The sequence below is a fragment of the Burkholderia sp. MSMB1835 genome, assembly GCF_001526365.1.
In the GTDB taxonomy this organism is placed as follows: domain Bacteria; phylum Pseudomonadota; class Gammaproteobacteria; order Burkholderiales; family Burkholderiaceae; genus Burkholderia.
The window spans coordinates 70,551-89,401 of the sequence record NZ_LOYP01000003.1; the positions used below are offsets into that span (position 1 = coordinate 70,551).

Here is an 18,851-nt window from a genome sequence, read left to right on the forward strand (position 1 = left end):
GAACTTCAATGGTACACCTACTAGTGGCGTAACCGGCCATGCTTGCCTTGCACGTCCATAGACGTAATCAATCCAAGCATTCTTATGATCCGCGTTCCGCGCTTGATGCGAAACAGGTCGCCGGGGCAATACGAAATCGACGATATGAGGCATAGGCAAAGCATGGGAAAATTGAAAGAAAGTCTACAGCGGGACGATCCTATTCCATCGCAGCGAAATGTCGATAGTACCCCCAATAGCGTAAAAGCGCAGTGAGTTCGAACTCACGTGGCTCGCACAAGTCCGCAACAACGTCGGATTTGGCCGACAAAACCCGGTTGGGTAGACCGGTCCCACTCCCATTGCAGTCATTGAGAGTTCGACCGGACGACTGGCTGAATTGGGTCGGCAACAGCCGAACGCGTCCGACTGTAGCCGGACGCGTTCGGTCATTCGCGCACGTCGCCGGTCGGGCGTCGGCGGCGCCCGACAACGATCCATTCGATTCGGCGAAATGCGCGTGAATCGCGCGTCGTCAGCCAAAGCTGATCAGGTCCTTGAAGATCAGGTGTCCCCAGCTTTTTCCGCGCGCGTGCACCAGCCATCCGCCTTCCGAAAGCCGGCCGAGCCGGATCGGCGCGAAGCCGAGTTGTTCCGCAAGCGCACCGACCTCCGCCGCGGCCTCGTCGTCGCTCGCCAGAAACACGACTCTCCTGCCACCGTGGACGGCCGGGTCCTGGCCGAGAACGGAGGCGACCAGATGGTTGGGCTATAGTCGTAAACGATATCCACAGCGACGTCTACGACATGAGATTGACTATCCTGGCCCTCGACGGTCTGTTCGATACCGGGCTCACGGTGCTGCTGGATACCTTCGCGATGGCCAACGAACTGGCTGCTGCTCAAGGCTTTGCCGCGCCACCCTTCGACGTGACGGTGGCGGGCGTGCGCAAACGCATTCGCACCGCGCATGGATTGTCGATGGCGGTGGAATCGGCAAGCAGCGTGCGCCACCCGGACTGGGTGGTCGTGCCTGCGCCCGGTATCCGGGAGCCGGAGCGCCTGGCCAAGGCGCTGGAGCGTCGCGACGTGCGCGATGCGATGGCGCACCTTCGTGCATGGCATGCTGGCGGCATCGGCGTGGCCGCCGCCTGCATCGGTACGTTCGTGCTGGCCGAAGCCGGGCTTCTGGATCATCGCGAGGCGACGACTACGTGGTCGCTGTCGCCTTTTTTCCGTCAACGTTATCCGGCGGTCGATCTGAACGAGTCGCGCATGGTCGTCGCCGCGGATCGCCTGATCACGGCAGGATCGGCCATGGGCCATCTGGACCTGGCGCTGTGGTTGCTGCGTCAGGCCAGTCCCGAACTGGCCACGCTCGTGGCGCGCTTCATGTTGATCGACAAGCGCGCGTCGCAAGCCGAATACATCATTCCGGATTACCTTGCGCACGCCGATCCGTTGGTCGCGCGATTCGAGCGCTGGGCTCGCGAGAATCTTTCCCTGGGTTTCTCGCTTCAGGCAGCCGCAGCGGCATTGGCCGTCGGACCGCGCACGTTGCAGCGTCGTACCGAGGCGGTACTCGGGAAGTCGCCGCTGGCGTTCTTCCAGGATCTCCGGATCGAACGGGCGCAGAACCTCGTGTCGATGGGTTACGACCTGGAGACGATCGCAAGCGAGGTCGGCTATGCGGATGCGGCGACGTTGCGGGCCTTGCTGCGGCGCCGGCTCGGCCGTGGGGTGCGGGAATTGCGCGCCGACAATCGGTAGCGTCCTCGGTACGGCCGGCATTGCTTCGCCAACGCGAGCGAGCGGGCTCGAACGCCGTCGCCGCGTCGACGGCGACGCCGTCGTACGCCGCGCATGCCGAGGCAAGGGTCCGTGGGGCTCCGCCGGAACCGCACTAGCGCGTGCCGACGTCCGCGTGAACGCCCGTCAGTTCGATCATGAAATCCAGGAACGCGCGCGTCTTTGCCGGCACGTGATGCCGGGATGGGTAGTACGCGTACAACGGATACCGCTCGTCGGCCCATTCGGGAAAGAGATCGATCAACCGGCCGTCGGCGATCAGCGGCTCGGCGCCGAGCAACAGCATCTGCGCGATTCCGGAACCGGCGAGGCACGCATTGAGCAGCGCGCCCGGATCGTTGACCGTGAGGCGTCCGCGGGTGTCGACCACGATGCGTTTGCGCTTGCGATGGAATTCCCACGCGAACGGCTTGCCTGTCTCGGGGTTGCGAAATTCCAGGCAGCGGTGGAGTCCGTTCTCGAGGTCCTGGGGTTTTGCCGGCCGTCCCCGGCGCGCGATGTACGAGGGCGCCGCGACTGTCACGACGCCGGTGTCGAGCAGCTTTCTCGCGATCAGGCTGGATGCGCGCGGTTCGCCGAATCGCACCGCGAGGTCGAAGCCGTCCATGACGAGGTCGCCGAGGCTGTCTCGCGCGATGAGCTCGATTTCGAGCTCGGGATGCGCGTCCATGAACGCATCGAGCCGTGGCCCGAGAATGGCCCGGTAGACGACCGGATCCAGATTGATTCGCAGCTTTCCGCGCACGGCGGAGGCGCCGCCTGCGGCCGCCGCGGCGGCTTCCTCCAGCCCGGCGAGATGGGGCATGACCTGCTCGTAAAAGCGGCGGCCCTCTTCGGTGAGCGACACGGATCGCGTCGTTCGGTTGAACAGCCGGATGTTCAGCCTTCTTTCCAGCCGGGCAATCGCTCGGCTGACGCCCGGCGGCGTCATGCCGATCACGTCGGCGGCAGCCGCGAACGTCCCGGCATCGACCACGGCGGCGAACACGCTGATGCTGCCGGACAGTTTTTCGCTACTGGATCTCATCGTCGTTCGAGTGAATACGGGGAGCGGGTGGCGAGCGGCCCACGGACGGCCGACGCGCGAACGCTGCGCGATGCGGTGCCGCCGGGCGCCCGGGTCGATCATGCCCAATTGATGACACGTTGTCACTGATCTGATGCCATCCATGTCGTTTTGTTTCGTTCGGCGTTTGTCCAGAATGCGATCCACGTATTCACACATGGAGAACGAGCAATGTATGCCATCACAGGAATCACCGGCCAGGTCGGCGGCGCACTGGCCCGCGAACTGCTGGCCGCGGGGCGGCCGGTACGCGCGGTCGTACGCGACACGACGCGGGCAAGGGCATGGGCGGAGCGCGGGTGCGAGATGGCGACCGCGGTCATGGAAGACCCTGCGTCGCTTGCCACCGCGTTCGCCGGCGCGTCGGGCGTTTTCATCCTGCTGCCGCCGGTGTTCGATCCGGCGCCCGGGTTTCCCGAGGCGCGGAAGGTGATCGAAGCCGTATCGGCCGCGCTTCTGACGGCGCGTCCGGAAAAGGTCGTCTGCCTGTCGACGATCGGCGCGCAGGCCCACGAGACCAATCTGCTCACGCAACTCGCGCTGATGGAGCAGGCGCTGCGCGAGATGCCGATGCCGGTGACGTTTCTGCGGCCCGGCTGGTTCATGGAGAACGCCGCGTGGGATGTCGCGTTCGCGCGCGACGAGGGTGCCGTCGCCAGTTACCTGCAGCCGCTCGACAAGCCCGTGCCGATGGTCGCCACCGCGGACGTGGGCCGTGTTGCGGCGGAACTGCTGCAGCAGACGTGGAGCGGGGTGCGTGTCGTCGAGCTCGAAGGCCCGCGCCGGGTGAGCCCCCACGATCTCGCGCTGGCCTTCGCTCGCGTGTTGGGCCGGGACGTGCGCGCGGAAGCCGTCGACAGGCGAACGTGGGAAGCGCTGTTTCGCGCGCAGGGCATGAAACATCCGCTCCCGCGCATGCGCATGCTGGACGGCTTCAACGAAGGCTGGATCGACTTCGAAAGTAATCCTGACGATATCTTGCGCGGCCATGTCGCGCTGGATACGGTGCTGGGCGAGCTGGTGTCGCGTACGGTCTGAACGAATGCGGCGGGCGACGCGTGGCGCGCTTGCGCCGCGCCCGCCCATGCATCGGATTTCCGATCAGGCGGAAAGCGGTTTCCATGCCGAATGGATGTCGTAAATGCCGCCATTAATGTCATTTATGACTATGGCGCAAGGCCTCGTCGCGCGTCTAGACTGCGAAGCATTTCCGGCATTCCCGGATCTGTTCGACCGCCATCCGCCTGCTCGTACCGGCTCGTTCACTTCAGAGATCAACATGAAATCGACTCCCGGCAGCATCCTCGACACGATCGGCAACACGCCGCTCGTCCCGTTACGATACGTTGTCCCGAAGAACGGCGCGCGTCTGTTCGTCAAGCTCGAAAGCCAGAATCCGACCGGCAGCATGAAAGACCGGATCGCGCTGGCGATGATCGAAGCGCCCGAGCGCGACGGGCGTCTGCCGCCCGGCGGCGCGGTGGTCGAGTACACCGGCGGCAGCACGGGCGTGTCGCTCGCGCTGGTGTGCGCCGTCAAGCGGCATCCGCTGCATCTGGTTTCATCGGATGCGTTCGCGAAGGAGAAGCTCGATCACATGCGCCTGCTCGGCGCGAAGCTGACGCTCGTCCCGAGCGACAACGGCAAGCAAACCGAGAAGCTGACGAAGGACATGATTCGCGAAGCGCATCGGATTGCCGGCGAGACGGGCGCATACCTCACCGCGCAGATGGAAAACACCGATCAGCTCGGCGCCTATACGAAGATGGCCGACGAGATCTGGGAGCAGACCGGCGGCCGTCTCGACGGTTTCGTCCAGAGCGTCGGTACGGCTGCGTCGCTGCGCGGGATTTCGCGGCGCTTGCGCGAGCATGACGCACGCATCCGGATCGCCGGTGTCGAGCCGGCCGAATCGGCGGTGCTGTCGGGTGGGCCGACCGGGGCGCACAAGATCGACGGAATCGGCGCGGGCTATGTCGTGCCGCTTTGGCGCGACGGCATCGCGGACGAACTCGAGCGCGTCTCGACGGAGGACGCGAGAGCCATGGCGTTCCGGCTGGCCGCCGAGGAGGGGTTGTTCTGCGGCACGTCGACCGGCGCCAACGTAACCGGCGCATTGCGACTCGCCGAACGGCTCGGCCCGGACGCCACGATCGTGACGATCATGTGCGACACGGGCATGAAGTATCTGAAATCGTTCGCGCAAACGATGGGCTGATGGTTCGGTTTGGGGGCTTGGGTCGGCGAGATCCGCATGAAGGACAGACGCGGCGCCTCCCGCTTTCCCGATAGCCGAGCGCGTTTCGTTCGCGCCGGATTGGCCGATCGGCGCGGCGCTTGGGTTCGCGATTGCCGTGCCTGTCCGAGATCCGCTGCGCGGCACCGGACGCGACGATGCGGTACCGACATTGCCTCGAGCATCGTGGGGCGACGGGATCGTGGCCGACAATCGCCCGACGGGTTTCACGCTCGTATGGACGCGCCGAATCTACCCGATCGCGCCTGCCGCCCCTGCCGCGTTCGATGCCGTCGCGCATCGGGATCGGCTGCATGCCGACACCCCATCGCGTGTTCAGTCGAACGGCACGGCCAGCCGGTCGATCACCGAACTGGTCGCAGGGCGCACGCCGCGCCACCATGCGAACGCCTCGGCCGCCTGCTCGACCAGCATGCCGACGCCGTCCGCGATCCCGTGCACGCCGGCGTTTTTCGCGAGCCGGAGGAACGGCGTGAGCCGTTTGCCATAGGCGAGTTCGTAGGCGGTTCCCGTCGGACTGAACACGCTCGGCGGGACGGGCGGCAGATCGCCGGTCAGGCTGGCCGACGTCGCATTGACGACGAGGTCGAAACGTCCCATCCGCGCGAGGTCCGCGTAGCTGCCGGCCACGAGCGGACCGCGCCCGGCCACCTGCGCGGCCAGTGCACGCGCCTTGTCGACGTCGCGATTCGCGATCACGAGTTCCGCCGGGCCGGCTTCGAGGAACGGCAACAGCGCGCCGCGCGCCGCGCCGCCCGCACCGAGCACCAGCACGCGCTTGCCGGCCATCGGCAGATTGAGGTTCGCTTCGATATCGCGAACCAGCCCGATGCCGTCGAAGTTGTCCGCCAGGATGCGGCCGCCGTCGAACTTGAGTGCGTTGGCCGCGCCCGCGAGCCGCGCACGCTCGCTGCGTTCGTCCGACATCGCGAACGCGTCGAGCTTGAACGGCGCGGTGACGTTGATGCCCTTGCCGCCGCCATCGAAAAACGCACGCACCGTTGCAGCAAAAGCGCCTGCCGGCTCGAGCGGGCCTTCGATCGCCGTATAGCGGAGGTCCTGCCGCGTCGCTTGCGCGAAGAGGCCGTGAATCAGCGGGGATTTCGTGTGTCCGATCGGATTGCCGATCACCGCGTATCGATCAGTCATCGTTGGCTCGCTTTCGAATAGAGGACGCCATCGGCCTGCATCGCGTCGATTTCGGCCGAATCGAACCCGAGGGAACGCGCGACTTCCGCGTTGTGCTGCCCGAGATCGGGCGCGACGTCGCGAATCGTCGTATCGCAATCGGAAAACCGGAACGGCAGGTTGGGCAGACGCAGCGTCCCGTAGCGCGGATGCTGTTGCTCGACGACCATGCCCCTGGCCTGGATCTGCGGATCGTTCAACACCTCGTCGATGCGCTGCACCTTCGCGCACGGAACGTCGATGCCGTCCAGCAGGTCCAGTACCGACGCGACGGAACGCGCGGCCACCCACGGCTCGACCACCGACAGGATCTCCGCGCGGTGTGCGTTGCGGCCGGTGCTGTCGTGAAACCGCGGATCGGCGCCGAAACCCGCCGGGCCGCCGTGCGCCGCGATCAGTTGTGCGAAGCGCTTCCACGCGTCGTCGACCTGCGCGGCGATCACGAGATCGCCGTCCGCGGCACGGAACACGCCGTAGAGTGTCGAGGTCGGCATGTCGTGCCCGGTCTGCTCGGGCAGCACGCCCTGCAGCGTGTAGCACTGCACCGCGTATTCGTGCATCGACACCAGCGTGTCGTACAGCGCCATGTCGACGTGTTGCCCGCGGCCGCTCTTTACGCGCCCGAGCAGCGCGGCGTTGATCGCCGCGACCGCATGAATGCCGGTGTACATGTCGCCGAGCGAAATGCGCAGCAGCGGCGGCCGCTCGCCGGGCGTGCCGACCATCTGCATGATCCCGCTCTTCGCTTCGGCGATCAGTCCGAAGCCCGCGCGGTGCGCGTCGGGGCCGGTGTGCCCGTACGCCGAAATCGAGCAATAGACGAGGCCCGGATTGCGCGCCGACAGTTCGGCATAGCCGAGCCCGAGCTTGTCCAGCGCGGCCGGCCGGTAGTTCTCGATGAAGACGTCGGCGGAGTCGCACAGCCGCTGCATGAACGCCTTGCCGCGCGCATCCTTCATGTTCACGCTCACGCCGCGCTTGCCCATGTTGAGCTGCAGGAAGTAACCGCTTTGCTGGTCGTCGAGCACGGTCGCGTGCTGGCGCCCGGCGTCGCCGGCGCCGGGACGCTCGACCTTGATGACTTCGGCGCCGAGCGCGGCGAGACAGCGCCCGACATACGGGCCAGCGAGGAAGTGGCTGTAGTCGACGACGCGCATGCCTTCGAGGGGACGAGCCTGCATCATCGTGCCTCCGGACGGCGCGGCACCATCAGACGATGTTCGCCGCGTTGAACGACCTGCCCGTCCTGATTGATCAGTTCCGACGGCAGCACGACGATGCCCCAGTCCGGGCGGCTCTTGCTCGCCCGCATCGAACCGACGCGGAACGTCACGTGCAGCACGTCGCCGACCTTGATCGGCAGCAGGAAATCCCAGGTCCAGCCGAGCGACATGCCCGGCAGGAAGCGATAGTCGCTCTGGGTCTTCAGGCCGTCGGCGACGGACAGGCCGAACAGCCCGTGCGCGACGAGGCAGCCGAAATGGCTGGCGTTCGCGTATTCCTCGTCCACGTGAACGGGCGTGTGGTCGCCGGTGAGGTCGGCATACGCGAGAATGCGTTCCTTGGTCACGACGTAGCTCGGGCTCGTGCATGTGTCGCCCTCGCGGGCGTCGTCCCAGTATTTCTCGACGATCGTCATGGTCATGCCTCCGCGCGCGGGTCGATCGCCAGTGCCTGCGCGACGCAGGACGCCGGCCGGGCCTGAATCAGTTCGACGGCGAGCCCGTCGGGCAGGCGAAGCCAGTTGCGTCCCTGCTGCATCTCCGTCACGTCGAACCGCCGCGCCGCGACCAGCGCGGCCTCCAGGTCTTCGCACATCACGCCGAGATGCGCGAGCCTGCCTTCGGGGCCGTCGTGTTCCGGCGCGTGGATGAACTGCAGGCCGCCGAGCGTCCAGTACTGTCGCGGCGCGTCGAGCGTGCCGTCCACTTCGCGCAGCGTCATGCCGAGCACGTCTTCGAAGAAGCGGATGTGCCAGCGGATGTCCTTCACCCAGATCGCAACGTGTTCGAGATAGGCTTTCGTGGCATTCATGCGGCAGCCTCCTCGCGCCGGCGATCGGCCATCGCGCGCTCCAGCCCCTTGATGCAGGCGACGAGCGTGGCGTTGACCGGGGTCGGCACGCCGTAGCGCTGCCCGGCGCGCACGACCGAACCGTTGATGAAGTCGATCTCGGTGATCGAGCCTTTCTCCAGGCTTTGCAACATCGAGGTCTTGAAGGCCGCGGGCAGCCCCTCGGCGGCGAGCGTCCACGCCTGTTCGGGATCGGTCATCGACAGCTTGACGCCGGCCGCCTCCGCCGCCGCGATCGCCTCGGCGACAGCCGCGAGCGACGTCGCCTTCAGCAGCGGCTCGTCGTAAAGCTGGCCGTAGGTGAGGCCGGTGACGCCGGTCAGCGCGCCGGTCGCGACGTTGACGAGCAGCTTGTCCCACATCGTGCCGACGATGTTGTCGCTGATCGTCGTCGCGAGGCCGGCGGTATCGAATGCGTCGGCGATCGCCCGTACGCGCGGCGTGATGCGGCCGTCGAGCTCGCCGATGTAAGTGGCCTTGCCGATGACGCCGGATTCGATATGGCCCGGCCCGCGAAGCACGCCACCGACGTAGGTCTTGCCCGCGAGTACGCGCTCGCGGCCGACGGCGTCGCTCAGGATGTCCTCGTGTCCGAGGCCGTTCTGCAGCGACAGCACGACGGTATCGGGCCCGACGAGCGACCGGGCGCCGCGGATGGCCGCGTCGGTGTGGAACGACTTGACCAGCACCACCACCAGGTCGGCCGCGCCGACTTCGGCAGCCTGCGTCGTCGCGTGAACGCGGACGTGCCGGGAGCCGCCGGCGTCGTCGACCCGCAGGCCGTCGCGCCGCATCGCGTCGACGTGCGCGGGCGAGCGGTCGATCAACCAGGTCTCGTGACCGCCTTCGGTGAGGGTGGCGCCGATCGCGCAACCCAGTGCGCCGGCTCCCAGAATCGCGATTTTCAATGCTGTCTCCTTGACGTATGGCCTCACGATAGAAGCCGGCGCTCATGTCGACAATGCAATGGATACAATGGCGTCATTGCCATGGACAATAACGCGCCGATGCCAGCCGATCTGCCGGACCTGAAACTGCTTCAGCTATTCGATCTCCTGTACGACGTGCGCAGCGTCACGCGCGTCGCCGAGCAGCTCGGCCAGAGCCAGCCGACCGTCAGCATCTGGCTCGGGCACTTGCGGGAGCACCTGCACGATCCGCTCTTCATTCGCACGCCCGGCGGCATGGCGCCGACGCCGCAAGCCGACGCGCTGATCGGGCCATGCCGGGAAATCCTCGAATCGCTGCGGCGCTTCACCGCGTGGGAAATCGCCTTCGATCCCGCGACCGCTCAGCGACGCTTTCGCATCTGCATGACCGATGCGAGTCACGTCACGCTGCTGCCGCGGCTGCTGGCCCATGTTCGCGCGCAGGCGCCCGGCGTCCGGCTGGAAGCCGCGCGGATCGACGGCAATACGGAGCGGGCGCTCGAATCGGGCGAAGCCGATCTCGCGATCGGCTACGTGCCGTGGCTCGGCGGCGGCATTTATCAGCAGAAGCTGTATGACCAGGACTGGATTTGTCTGGTGAATCGACATCACCCGAGGATTCGCGGCCGGCTCGGGGTAAAGCAATATCGTTCGGAAGGGCATGTCGCGATTACGGCCGGAACCGGCGCGCAGCTCCTCGAACAGGCGCTGCGGCAGGCGCGCATCGAGCGGGACGTGGTGCTGGAATTGCCGGGCTTTCTGGGCTTGGGCGCGATCGTCCAGACGACCGACCTGATCACGACGCTACCGCGTCATATCGGCGAGACGCTGGCCCAGGCCAACGATCTGGCGGTGCATGCATGCCCGATCCCGGTCGACGGGTTCGCGGTGCGGCAGCATTGGCACGCGCGCTATCACCACGAAGCCGGCAACCGGTGGCTGCGCGGCGTCGTGATTCGATTGTTCGGTGCTTCGCATTGACTGTGGCTTCGGCGTTCGCGATGGACGCCGGAGGCGGCGCGGCTTTCGGGCGCTTCCGATTCGACCGCGCCCGCGAGCCGATCATCGATAGACGATCTGCGCGGCGAGGTCGTGCTTGATCGACCTCGCCATGCGTCGGAATTCGGGGTACTCGTCCGGCTGCAGATACGGCCGCGGCGAATTCAGCTCGAGCGTCCGGGTCACGCTGACGGTGCTGCCTTCCATTGCATAGGAAGACGTATAAGTGCCGAACGACGAAGTCACCGTGACGGGCTTCGGAAGGCTCAGCACCTTCATCGAGGTCGGCAACTCCAGTTTCGTGATTTCGCTGAAACGCCCGGCTTTGAACAGGAGCGGGGTGTTGCGTTTGGTCGGTCCTGTCCAGTCAAAGGCACTGGCGACCGTGTCGAAGCCGCTCAGTCCTCTGGGGACACGCATCGCGCCGGGGCCGGGGAGCGGGGTGTAGTCCGGTAGTTCGAATACGCTGGAAAACGTAAACGCGGTTCGGAGATCGCCGATGTCGCCGTGACGGTAACGGCCGGTGCCCTCCGATCCGCTCGCGGTAAGGAATGCCTGCGCGAACACCGGTTCGGAACCTGCCGGCAACCGGGCGAACACGGAGCGGGCGATCCAGTCGTATTCGCCGCGGTTGTCGACTTTGCTGTTGCCGCGAACGGTACCGGACGGGTCGAGCGTGGTGCGCGTGGTGACCGTCACCGTGTCGGCGTCGGCGTGTGCAACGGGAAGGACGATCAAGCGAGACTCTGCATTGCCGATGCCCGTCAGCAACGCCTGCTTTCCTTGCTCGTTGAAAGGCAGCGTGCCGAACCGGGCCGTACCGGCGGTCGAGTCGAGGTAGACGTCGAATTCGGGAACGTAAGTGATCGCGTGATTGAATACGGCCAGCGGGCTCGCGACCGAAGGCAGCCAATAGCGACTGTCCGCATTCACGAGTACCGTGCCGCTCGAAATGCCTTTCGCTGCCAGCAGCGCCTGCAGCAGCGTCGTATGGTCCTTGCAGTCGCCGTAGCGTGCCTGCAGGACGTCCTGTGCGGTGTGCGGAACGACACCGCCGAAACCGAGGAACACGGCAACGTAGCGGATGTTTCGGCTCACCCATCGATAGAGGGCATCTGCTTGATCGCGCCGGTCGACGATTCCGTTCGTGACGAGATCGGCCAGCGCCTGCACGTCGGGCGTAACGGTCGCCTGCGCCTGCGCACGGGCGGCGTATGCCTGTCCGAGCGCCGCGTAGTCCGGAAACGTCGTGACCGCGAGCCGCGGGCTGCGGTCGTTGATACTCGGCGCATTCGCTTCGAGTGGCTGCACACGCGCATCCTTGATCGTCCAGCGCCAGATTTGCCGGCCGTCGACGTCGGCTGCCTCCCGTCCACCCTGCATGTCGACGACATCCGCATGCAGCGCGATCGACGCGGGCGCGTTGATCGTGATGCTGGCGCTCTGGATCGGCTTGTTGTTCGGAAACGTGTCGTCGGCGGAGAAATGCCCGGGAAACAGTGGCGTGACCTGCGTCTCGCGCGTGCGCATGGTCACGGTCGCGCCGGGCTCGACGCCGGGAAAGACGATCGTCTTGACGAGGTTGTCGTCGAAGCTGGGGGCATGGACGCTCGACGCACTTTGACGCGTGAAGATTGCATTGGCCGGAACGTCTATCCGCACGCCGTCGCGCGTGGTGGTGTAGGCCTCGAGCACTTCGAATTTCTGCAACTCGCGGCTATATCGATAGGAAACCTGACCATACGATCTGACGCCCTGGTCCGTCTCGATGCGGATCGATCTTGCTTGATCGTGGGTCGACGAGCCGTCGCGATTCACGGTGTAGACATTGTCGTCGGACAGGACGGTGAAGGCGGGGGAGGAATCGGCGGAATACGCGACTGTTGCATGCGTGACGATTGCCGCCACGGCGACGTGTGCCCGAATCATGCGGCCGATTGAAATGGATCGACGGTCTCGCGTAATCAGCATGTGGATAGCCCCCTCGAATTGTTGTTTTCCTCCGGCGAGGAGGACGCAAGAAACTACCACGACGACGAGGATGCCGCTACGGATCGCGGCGCGTATTCGGCATCGATTTGCCAGTCCTGCTTGCGTCGACAGGTTTTTGTCAGCTGATCGCCGGGTCTCTCGTAAACGATTCGCCTATTCGGCGCCGAACCGTTCGACCACGAATTCAGTAAAGCTACGAAGCTTCGGCGATTTCCGCCGCTCCTGCAGATAAAGCAGATTCATCGACCGTTCCGGCGCGGCGAAGTCCGGCATGATCTCGACGAGGCGCGCGTCGCGAAGGTCGTCGCGTATCAACATGGACGGAAGCATCGCGATACCCAGCCCTCTCAATGCCGCCCGGCGCAACGCGTCCGCACTGTCGATTTTCAGCCTGCCGTCCACGGCGATGCCGACCGGCCCGTCCGGACCCTCCAGCATCCATCGAGGTTGCGCCGCGTGCCATTCCGATCGGGGCGGATACGCATACGTCAGGCATTGATGCCCGGCAAGCGCCTGCGGCGTAGTCGGCGCACCGTGTTCGCGAACGTAAGCGGGCGACGCGCACAGCACCAACCGATAGGGCGCCAGCGGCCGCGCCACCGCATCCGGGTTGGCGAGCGCGCCGATGCGAATGGCTGCCTCGAAACCGTCGTCGAACAGATCGGCGAGCGAGTCGGTTGCGACGATATTGAGCTGGACCTCGGGGTAGCGCCGGTAATAGTCCGCGAGCGCGGGAACCAGGCACTCGTTCGTAAACACGACGGGCGCGGTCACGCGCAAACGCCCCCGCGGCTGCTGGAGGTGAGCGAGCGCAAGCTGTTCCGTGTCGTCGACCAGGCCGAGGACTTCGACGCATCGCTCGTAGTAAGCGTGGCCGAACGCGCTGATTTTCTGCTTACGGGTCGTGCGGTGCACGAGGACCGCACCCAGCCGATTTTCCAAAGCCTGAAGGTAGTTGCCGACCATGGTCGGCGACAGGTTGGACGCTTGCGCCGCTGCGGTCAGGCTACCCGTTTCCACGATACGGACGAATACGGTCATCGCCTTGAGGAGATCCATTGCGCAATGTTACTGGATTCTGTTTCAAGGCGACGCGCGTTTATCGGCCACCGGTTTGGAAATAGATTGCGATATCCGAACGAAAGGAGAACTGAAATGCCGTATGAACTCACGACGTTGGCGTGTCCGCTTACGGACCAGGACGGGGTGTCCGACCGTGCGCATCGCTGGGTGTCGGATGCCGACGCGCGAGGGCGCCTGCTGGGCGCATGGCGCACGGAAATCGGCGAGCTGTCGCGGATTGTCGTGCTGCGTGGCTTCGAGACGATGGATGAATTGCAGCATGAACGCAATCGGGCATTGCGCGCCGAGCAACCTTTCGGAATTGAAAGCGCGTCCGTTCGATTGGCGATGGAAAGCTATGCGCTGTTTCCTTTTCTGCCCGACGTCGAACCGGCGGCATTCGGCGGCTTCTACGAGATTCGCCGCTACTGGCTGAAAGCCGGCGGTATTGCGCCGACCATTTCCGCGTGGGAGCGTGCGATAGGTCCGGCCCACGCCTATACGTCGCATCTCGTTTGCAACCTGTACGCGCTAGATGGACCGCCGCGCATCACGCACATTTGGGGATTCTCGAGTCTGGAAGAACGCATGGCGTTGAGAAAGCGGCACTATGCGGCGGGTCTTTGGCCTCCGACCGGCGGTCCGGAGCAGATCGAAAGCGCGACGTCGACGATCGGCTTGCCGGAGGCGTGGTCGCCGCTGCATTGAATGCGCTGCCGGCGCAGACCAACGCCGGAGCATGCGGTGTCGCCAGCGGCACGTAAGCGACCCCCGGGCGTTGCGCCGTCGACGTGAAGCCGGGCACGATGGCGACGCCGCGTTACGCTGCCGCCAGCGACCCATGAGCGTGACCGCGCTTGAAGTGCGACACGCCTGCGTACGGGCTGCAACGCAGTCAGTGTGGAAGGTCCGGCGCGCGCGTCACGCTATTTCTCCGGCTGAAGGTTCAGGTCAGGAGCCGCAGTCGCCGCCCGCGTCGGCTGCACGACGGCTCGGCGCTCGGCCGCCGAACCCGCGTCGTCCGGCGAACCCTGCGCAGCCGGCAACGCAACGCGCACATAAAGAAACGCGCGCCGTTCGCGATCGGGCAGCACTTGCGGCCCATAGCTGATCCTGACCGCCCCGTCGTCGATCTCGCCGGCCTGCGCGAACCGCCACGCACGGGGATCGCTGTCGAGCAGGAATTCGGCGCGCGCATACGCGTGCGGCTCGAACAGCTCGGGAATCGTCACCGTCCGTCCATCGAGCTTGTCGAGCAACGCTTCGACCACGTTGAAGCCGTAGCCGTCGCGCACGATGTCGCAGATGAAGCTGCCCGCGATGCGCGGATTCAGTTCGATCACGTGCGGCACGCCGTCGTGCACGATGCAGTCGAGATGCACGGGCCCCCACGTGAGCCCGGCGGCGGCCGTCGCACGCGTGCCGACGTCGATCAGCGCGCGCAGCGTGTCGGCGTCGAGATCGAGTTCGGATGTATACCCGCGCTCGAGAAAACCGGCGCCGTGCCGTTTCAGCTTGCGCAGCGCGCCGACGTAGCGGCCGTCGAAATACTCGACGCAGTATTCGCTGCCCTCCAGGAATTCCTCGATGACGACGCGTTCGGTCGCAAGCGAAGCGTCATCGGCGTGCATGGCGGCGAGCGCGTCGAGCTGCGCGCGCACGGCGGCCACGTCCTCGCAGCGGCGCACGCCGTCGCTCGCGGAGCCTTCCGACGGTTTGACGACGACCGGAAAGCGCAATGGGGCAGCCGCGGCCGCGAGCGCCGCCGGCGCGGCCAGCGTGCCCGCGACGAACTGCGCGGCCGGGATCCCGTGCGCGGCGAGCAATGCCTTCTGGTTCGACTTCGATACCGCGTGCGCGACGTGGCGTGCATCGGGGCCGGGCAGCCCGAGCGCATCGGCGACCCATGCGGCGGTGCGTGCATAGGTGTCGTGCGCGGTCGTCACGCGCAGCGTGTCGAGTTCGTCCGCGAAGCGCGCGCGCAGCCAGCCGGCGAGCTGGTTGGCGTCGGGCGCGAGATTGACCGTCTCGACGCCGTCGGGAAACACGCCGTCGAGACGATGGCCGGGCGCGGTGACGACAGTCACGGCCGCCTGGCGTGCGAGGGCGGCGCGCACCAGCGCGACGCTGCTGCCGGTGGCGCGTGCGCCGATCACGATGAGTCGCTTCATGACGAATCCTTGATCGAGGGCGGAAGAGGGAAGCCGGCTAGCGGGGGCGCCGGCGCAGCCGCTGCGCTTCGAGGCGCGGCAGCAGATGCTGGACGACGCGCGGCAGCGTATAGATCGGCAACTGCGCGCACGCGAACACGAGCGCCATAGTCGGCGTCGCGGCCAGCCCGAGCGCGGCCCACATCAGCCCGACGTTGCGATTGGCGACGATCAGCGCGACGTTCAGGCGCGTGCGGACGTCGCCGGGCGTGAGCCCGTACGCGACGATCTGGAAACCCGCGTTGACGGCGAATGCGAGGGCGATCGCGGTCAGTGCGCGGTGCGGGGCGTCGATGATCGACTGCTGCATGCCGGCCATCGTGCCGAGCGCGAAGATCAGCAGCGCGGCGACGACGATCGCGTCGATCGGCGTCGCGTGGCGCGCGAGCCGCGCGCCGGCAAAGCGCCGCACGAGCAACGCGACGCCTTCGGCGCTGCCGATCAGCAGCGCGAGCCGCAGCGCGAGGCTCGACGGCGAGATCGACACCGCCGCATCGTGGCTGAACCAGGCCGTCAGCAACGGGGCGGTCAGCGGCACGAACACCATCGACGCGAGGGTCGCGACGAGCGCGACGCTGGCGTCGAGCGACAGCATGCGCGCGATCGTCGACGTGCCGCTCGACGGCGGCGCGCAGTACGCGATCACCAGCGCCACGACCCAGTCGTACGGCAGGCCGGCGAGCCGCGCGGCGATGCCGAGCGCGACCGGGCACGCGATCATCGTCATGGCGGGCAGCAGCAGCGACACGGCGGGACGCCGCGCCACCGCGCGCACGGCGCTCGGCTCGACGCGCAGCAGCGTGCCGAGCACGAACAGGAACACGGTCGCGGGCATCAGCGGCCGCGCGAGATCGGCCAGCGGCGGCACCAGCAGCCCGAGGCCGACGCCGCACGCGAGCACGGTGGGGCCGCGCCGCACCAGCGCGGCGATCAGTGCGCGCACGGGCGAACCTCGGGCCGGCGGCGAGCCGGAGTGAAGCCGAAGCGGGCGGCGGACGGCATGCGGATTCCTTGGAACGGGACAGCCTAGGCTAATCCGGATGATGAGCGAAGTAAAATGATATAAACTAAATCGGTAACAAGAGAAAGTGATATGAACATCCCTCTCCTCGAAACTTTCCGGGCCGTCGTGCAGGAAGGCAGCGCGTTGCGCGCGGCCGAACGGCTCGGCTGCACGCAATCGAACGTCACGGCGCGGCTGCGCCAGTTCGAAGAGTCGCTCGACGCGCCGCTGTTCGATCGACACGGCAAGCGGCTGGTGCTGAACGATGCCGGGCGCCGGCTGATTCCGTATTGCGACCGCATCCTGCGTCTCGTCGACGAAGCGACGCAGGTGGTGCGCGAAACGCCGGTAGCCCGCGGCTTGCGGCTGGGGTCGATGGAAAGCACGGCCGCCACGCGGCTGCCGGCGCTGGCCGCCGCGCTGAAGGAACGCGATCCGGCGCTCGGCCTCGCGGTGCAGATCGGCAGCGAGCCGGACCTGGCCGACGCGCTGTTGCGCGGCCGGATCGACGCGGCGCTCACCGCGCGCGCGGTCGTGCGGCCCGGGCTGCGTTACGAGCCCGCGTTCGCGGAAGACATGGTGCTGGTGAGCGCAGCGACCGTCACGCGCCGGCAACTGTTGGCCGACAACACGGTGCGCTTGCTCGCGTTTCACGACGGCTGCCCGTATCGCGCGGTCGCGGAGCACTGGCTGAAGGCGCGCGGCGTCGCGATCGAATCGGTGTCGTCGTTCGGCACGTTCGGCGCGATCCTCGGCTGCGTCGCGGCCGGGATGGGCGTCGCGATCCTGCCGAAGCGGATCACGGCCGAGCACGTGGCGCGCAAGGAGCTGCGCACGCATGCGTTCGACGATCTCGGCAGCGTGACGACCTACCTCGTCACGCCCGACGAAGCGCCTGCGCTGCCCGAACTCGACGCATTGCGCGCGGTGCTCGGCCGGCAGGCCGGTGCGCTGCTCGCGCGCTGATACGAGGATGCGCGGCCCTGGCGTGAACACACGCTAGGCCGACGCGACCGCGCCTTCGTCCGCGAAGAAGTCGGCCTCGATTTCGCGAATCCGCCGGCAATCCTCGAGTAGCCGCTCGAAGGTCGGGCTGTAGAGGCCGACCGTGCCGAGCGCCGTCTGCAGGTCGGTGGTCACGCGCAGGGAGTCGCCGACCTTGACCCACTGCTTGAGCCCGACGAACGACGGCAGCGCCTGGATCGCCTGCCACGTGAAATCCTGCCGCAGCACGCCGTTGCGCGACGATAGCAACAGCACGTGCCCGCAGTACCCGCGGAAATCCGTCGGCGCGGCGACGTCGCCGAACAGCCGCTCCGGATGCAGCACGGCTTCGACGGCGGCCGACACGTGATTCTCGCCGCTGACCGCGCTCGTCAGCCGCGGATCGAGGCTGCCGTGCAGCCGCGCGTTCAGCTCGACGATCGTCGGGCCGTCGGCCGTATCGAACAGCTCCAGATGGGTCGGCCCGAAGCGCACGTCCAGCGCGTCGAGCACGTCGGCCGCATAGTCGAGCAGCGGCGCGTAGCGCGGATCGGTGTGGTTCAGCACCAGCATCTTGTCGAGCCGCGGCGCGTGCGTGCGGTCGCGATGCACCTCCCACAGGCTGACCACGCGATGGCGGCCCTCGAACGACACCGAGTCGACGATGTATTCCTGCCCCTCGGAATAACTCTGGATCACGATGTCGTCGTTCGGCTGGTTGTACAGCGAACGGGTGGCCAGCACGTCGCGCGCGGCGGCCTCGACCTGCGCGAGCGTCCGGCAGATCTTCACGCCGGCCACGCCTGCGCTGCGCGCCGGCTTCACCACGAGCGGCAACGTGCCGTGCGCGCGCGCCCAGTCGAGCGCTTCGTCGACCGACGTGCTGTGAAAGTGCGCGGGCGCGCGCAGCCCGGCCTGACGAATGCGTTCGTTCATCGCGAACTTGTCGCGTCGCGCGGCGGAGGTCGCGAGCGGGTTGCGAAACGGCACGTCGAGCCGCTCGGCCAGCGTATCGGCCAGCTCGAGCGCCGCGTCGAGGCCGTGCAGCACCGCGCCGATGCGCAGGTCGCGCAGTTGCGCGAGCGTCGCGTCGATGTCGCCGCGATGCTGGACCTGCCGGATGTAGTCGGACGGCACGAACTGGTTTCGGTAGATTGCCGGCAGATCGGGATCGCTGATCACATGCGCGCAACGGATGCCGTATGCGCGAAACGCGGGGGCCAGGTAAGCGGCGGTCGACGCGCCGTCGACGATCAGGACGGTATCGATGAAGCGATGCTGCATGGATTCCTCGCTCGGA

Annotated in this window: 17 protein-coding genes and 2 pseudogenes; 6 read left to right on the forward strand and 13 right to left on the reverse strand. The window is 66.6% G+C overall.

All coding sequences use genetic code 11. The features are described from left to right. Positions 1–514: 514 nt before the first annotated feature. Positions 515–745, reverse strand: a pseudogene (locus tag WS96_RS01525) (NADP oxidoreductase coenzyme); the annotation flags it as partial. Positions 746–786: 41 nt separating this feature from the next. Between WS96_RS01525 and WS96_RS01530 the strand changes: the two are divergent. Further along, positions 787–1,749, forward strand: coding sequence for a helix-turn-helix domain-containing protein (locus WS96_RS01530; RefSeq protein WP_059830120.1), 963 nt, complete (start codon positions 787–789; stop codon positions 1,747–1,749). A gap of 133 nt (positions 1,750–1,882) precedes the next feature. Here WS96_RS01530 and WS96_RS01535 read toward each other — a convergent pair whose 3' ends face one another. After that, on the reverse strand, positions 1,883–2,815 hold the full coding sequence (locus tag WS96_RS01535) for a LysR family transcriptional regulator (RefSeq protein ID WP_059781721.1): 933 nt from the start codon (positions 2,813–2,815) through the stop codon (positions 1,883–1,885). A 210-nt stretch (positions 2,816–3,025) separates the two neighbouring features. Between WS96_RS01535 and WS96_RS01540 the strand changes: the two genes are divergently transcribed. Next, entirely contained in the window at positions 3,026–3,892 is an 867-nt protein-coding gene (locus WS96_RS01540) for an NmrA family NAD(P)-binding protein (RefSeq protein ID WP_059830122.1), read from the forward strand. 241 nt (positions 3,893–4,133) lie between these two features. Further along, positions 4,134–5,072 carry a PLP-dependent cysteine synthase family protein gene (locus WS96_RS01545; protein WP_059830124.1) on the forward strand — a complete coding sequence of 313 codons (939 nt, stop codon included), beginning with the start codon at positions 4,134–4,136 and terminating at the stop codon, positions 5,070–5,072. 354 nt (positions 5,073–5,426) lie between these two features. Here the strand turns inward: WS96_RS01545 and aroE are convergent, their stop codons facing one another. The 5 genes from aroE to WS96_RS01570 are packed head-to-tail and all read right to left on the reverse strand — an operon-like array spanning position 5,427 to position 9,280. After that, a complete protein-coding gene (gene aroE / locus WS96_RS01550; RefSeq protein ID WP_059830126.1) occupies positions 5,427–6,260 on the reverse strand; it encodes a shikimate dehydrogenase in 834 nt (277 codons plus the stop codon). Continuing rightward, positions 6,257–7,480 (reverse strand): CaiB/BaiF CoA transferase family protein, encoded by a 1,224-nt coding sequence (locus WS96_RS01555; RefSeq protein ID WP_059830193.1) that lies wholly within the window; start codon positions 7,478–7,480, stop codon positions 6,257–6,259. The genes aroE and WS96_RS01555 overlap by 4 nt, the downstream gene beginning before the upstream one ends. Next, entirely contained in the window at positions 7,480–7,938 is a 459-nt protein-coding gene (locus WS96_RS01560; RefSeq protein ID WP_059830128.1) for a MaoC family dehydratase, read from the reverse strand. The genes WS96_RS01555 and WS96_RS01560 overlap by 1 nt, the downstream gene beginning before the upstream one ends. 2 nt (positions 7,939–7,940) lie before the next feature. Beyond that, entirely contained in the window at positions 7,941–8,333 is a 393-nt protein-coding gene (locus WS96_RS01565) for a VOC family protein (protein WP_059830129.1), read from the reverse strand. Then, positions 8,330–9,280, reverse strand: coding sequence for a ketopantoate reductase family protein (locus WS96_RS01570; protein WP_059830131.1), 951 nt, complete (start codon positions 9,278–9,280; stop codon positions 8,330–8,332). The genes WS96_RS01565 and WS96_RS01570 overlap by 4 nt, the downstream gene beginning before the upstream one ends. An 81-nt stretch (positions 9,281–9,361) precedes the next feature. Between WS96_RS01570 and WS96_RS01575 the strand changes: the two genes are divergently transcribed. Beyond that, the gene (locus WS96_RS01575; RefSeq protein WP_059830135.1) at positions 9,362–10,282 is read left to right on the forward strand and encodes a LysR family transcriptional regulator; all 921 of its coding nucleotides are present in this window, start codon (positions 9,362–9,364) and stop codon (positions 10,280–10,282) included. 81 nt (positions 10,283–10,363) lie between these two features. On the opposite strand, the gene WS96_RS01580 is transcribed toward WS96_RS01575, so the two are convergent. Together WS96_RS01580 and WS96_RS01585 are read right to left on the reverse strand one after the other, a co-directional pair. Further along, positions 10,364–12,271, reverse strand: coding sequence for a DUF3857 domain-containing protein (locus WS96_RS01580; protein WP_082720149.1), 1,908 nt, complete (start codon positions 12,269–12,271; stop codon positions 10,364–10,366). 174 nt (positions 12,272–12,445) lie between these two features. Then, positions 12,446–13,351: a LysR family transcriptional regulator gene (locus WS96_RS01585; protein WP_059830139.1), complete on the reverse strand. Its 906-nt coding sequence runs from the start codon at positions 13,349–13,351 to the stop codon at positions 12,446–12,448. A gap of 96 nt (positions 13,352–13,447) precedes the next feature. Between WS96_RS01585 and WS96_RS01590 the strand changes: the two genes are divergently transcribed. Further along, positions 13,448–14,062, forward strand: coding sequence for an NIPSNAP family protein (locus WS96_RS01590; RefSeq protein WP_059830141.1), 615 nt, complete (start codon positions 13,448–13,450; stop codon positions 14,060–14,062). A gap of 4 nt (positions 14,063–14,066) precedes the next feature. Here WS96_RS01590 and WS96_RS34295 read toward each other — a convergent pair. The 3 genes and pseudogenes from WS96_RS34295 to WS96_RS01600 form a co-directional block, all read right to left on the reverse strand. Then, a pseudogene (locus WS96_RS34295) lies at positions 14,067–14,174 on the reverse strand (LysR family transcriptional regulator); the annotation flags it as partial. Between the two features lie 106 nt (positions 14,175–14,280). Beyond that, a complete protein-coding gene (locus WS96_RS01595) occupies positions 14,281–15,525 on the reverse strand; it encodes an ATP-grasp domain-containing protein (RefSeq protein ID WP_059830143.1) in 1,245 nt (414 codons plus the stop codon). 37 nt (positions 15,526–15,562) lie between these two features. After that, a complete protein-coding gene (locus tag WS96_RS01600; RefSeq protein ID WP_059830145.1) occupies positions 15,563–16,507 on the reverse strand; it encodes a hypothetical protein in 945 nt (314 codons plus the stop codon). A gap of 150 nt (positions 16,508–16,657) precedes the next feature. Between WS96_RS01600 and WS96_RS01605 the strand changes: the two genes are divergently transcribed. Beyond that, on the forward strand, positions 16,658–17,533 hold the full coding sequence (locus WS96_RS01605; RefSeq protein WP_059830147.1) for a LysR substrate-binding domain-containing protein: 876 nt from the start codon (positions 16,658–16,660) through the stop codon (positions 17,531–17,533). Positions 17,534–17,566: 33 nt separating this feature from the next. Here the strand turns inward: WS96_RS01605 and WS96_RS01610 are convergent, their stop codons facing one another. Then, complete coding sequence (locus tag WS96_RS01610; RefSeq protein WP_059830149.1) at positions 17,567–18,835, reverse strand: ATP-grasp domain-containing protein; 1,269 nt, start codon at positions 18,833–18,835, stop codon at positions 17,567–17,569. Between the last annotated feature and the right edge of the window lie 16 nt (positions 18,836–18,851).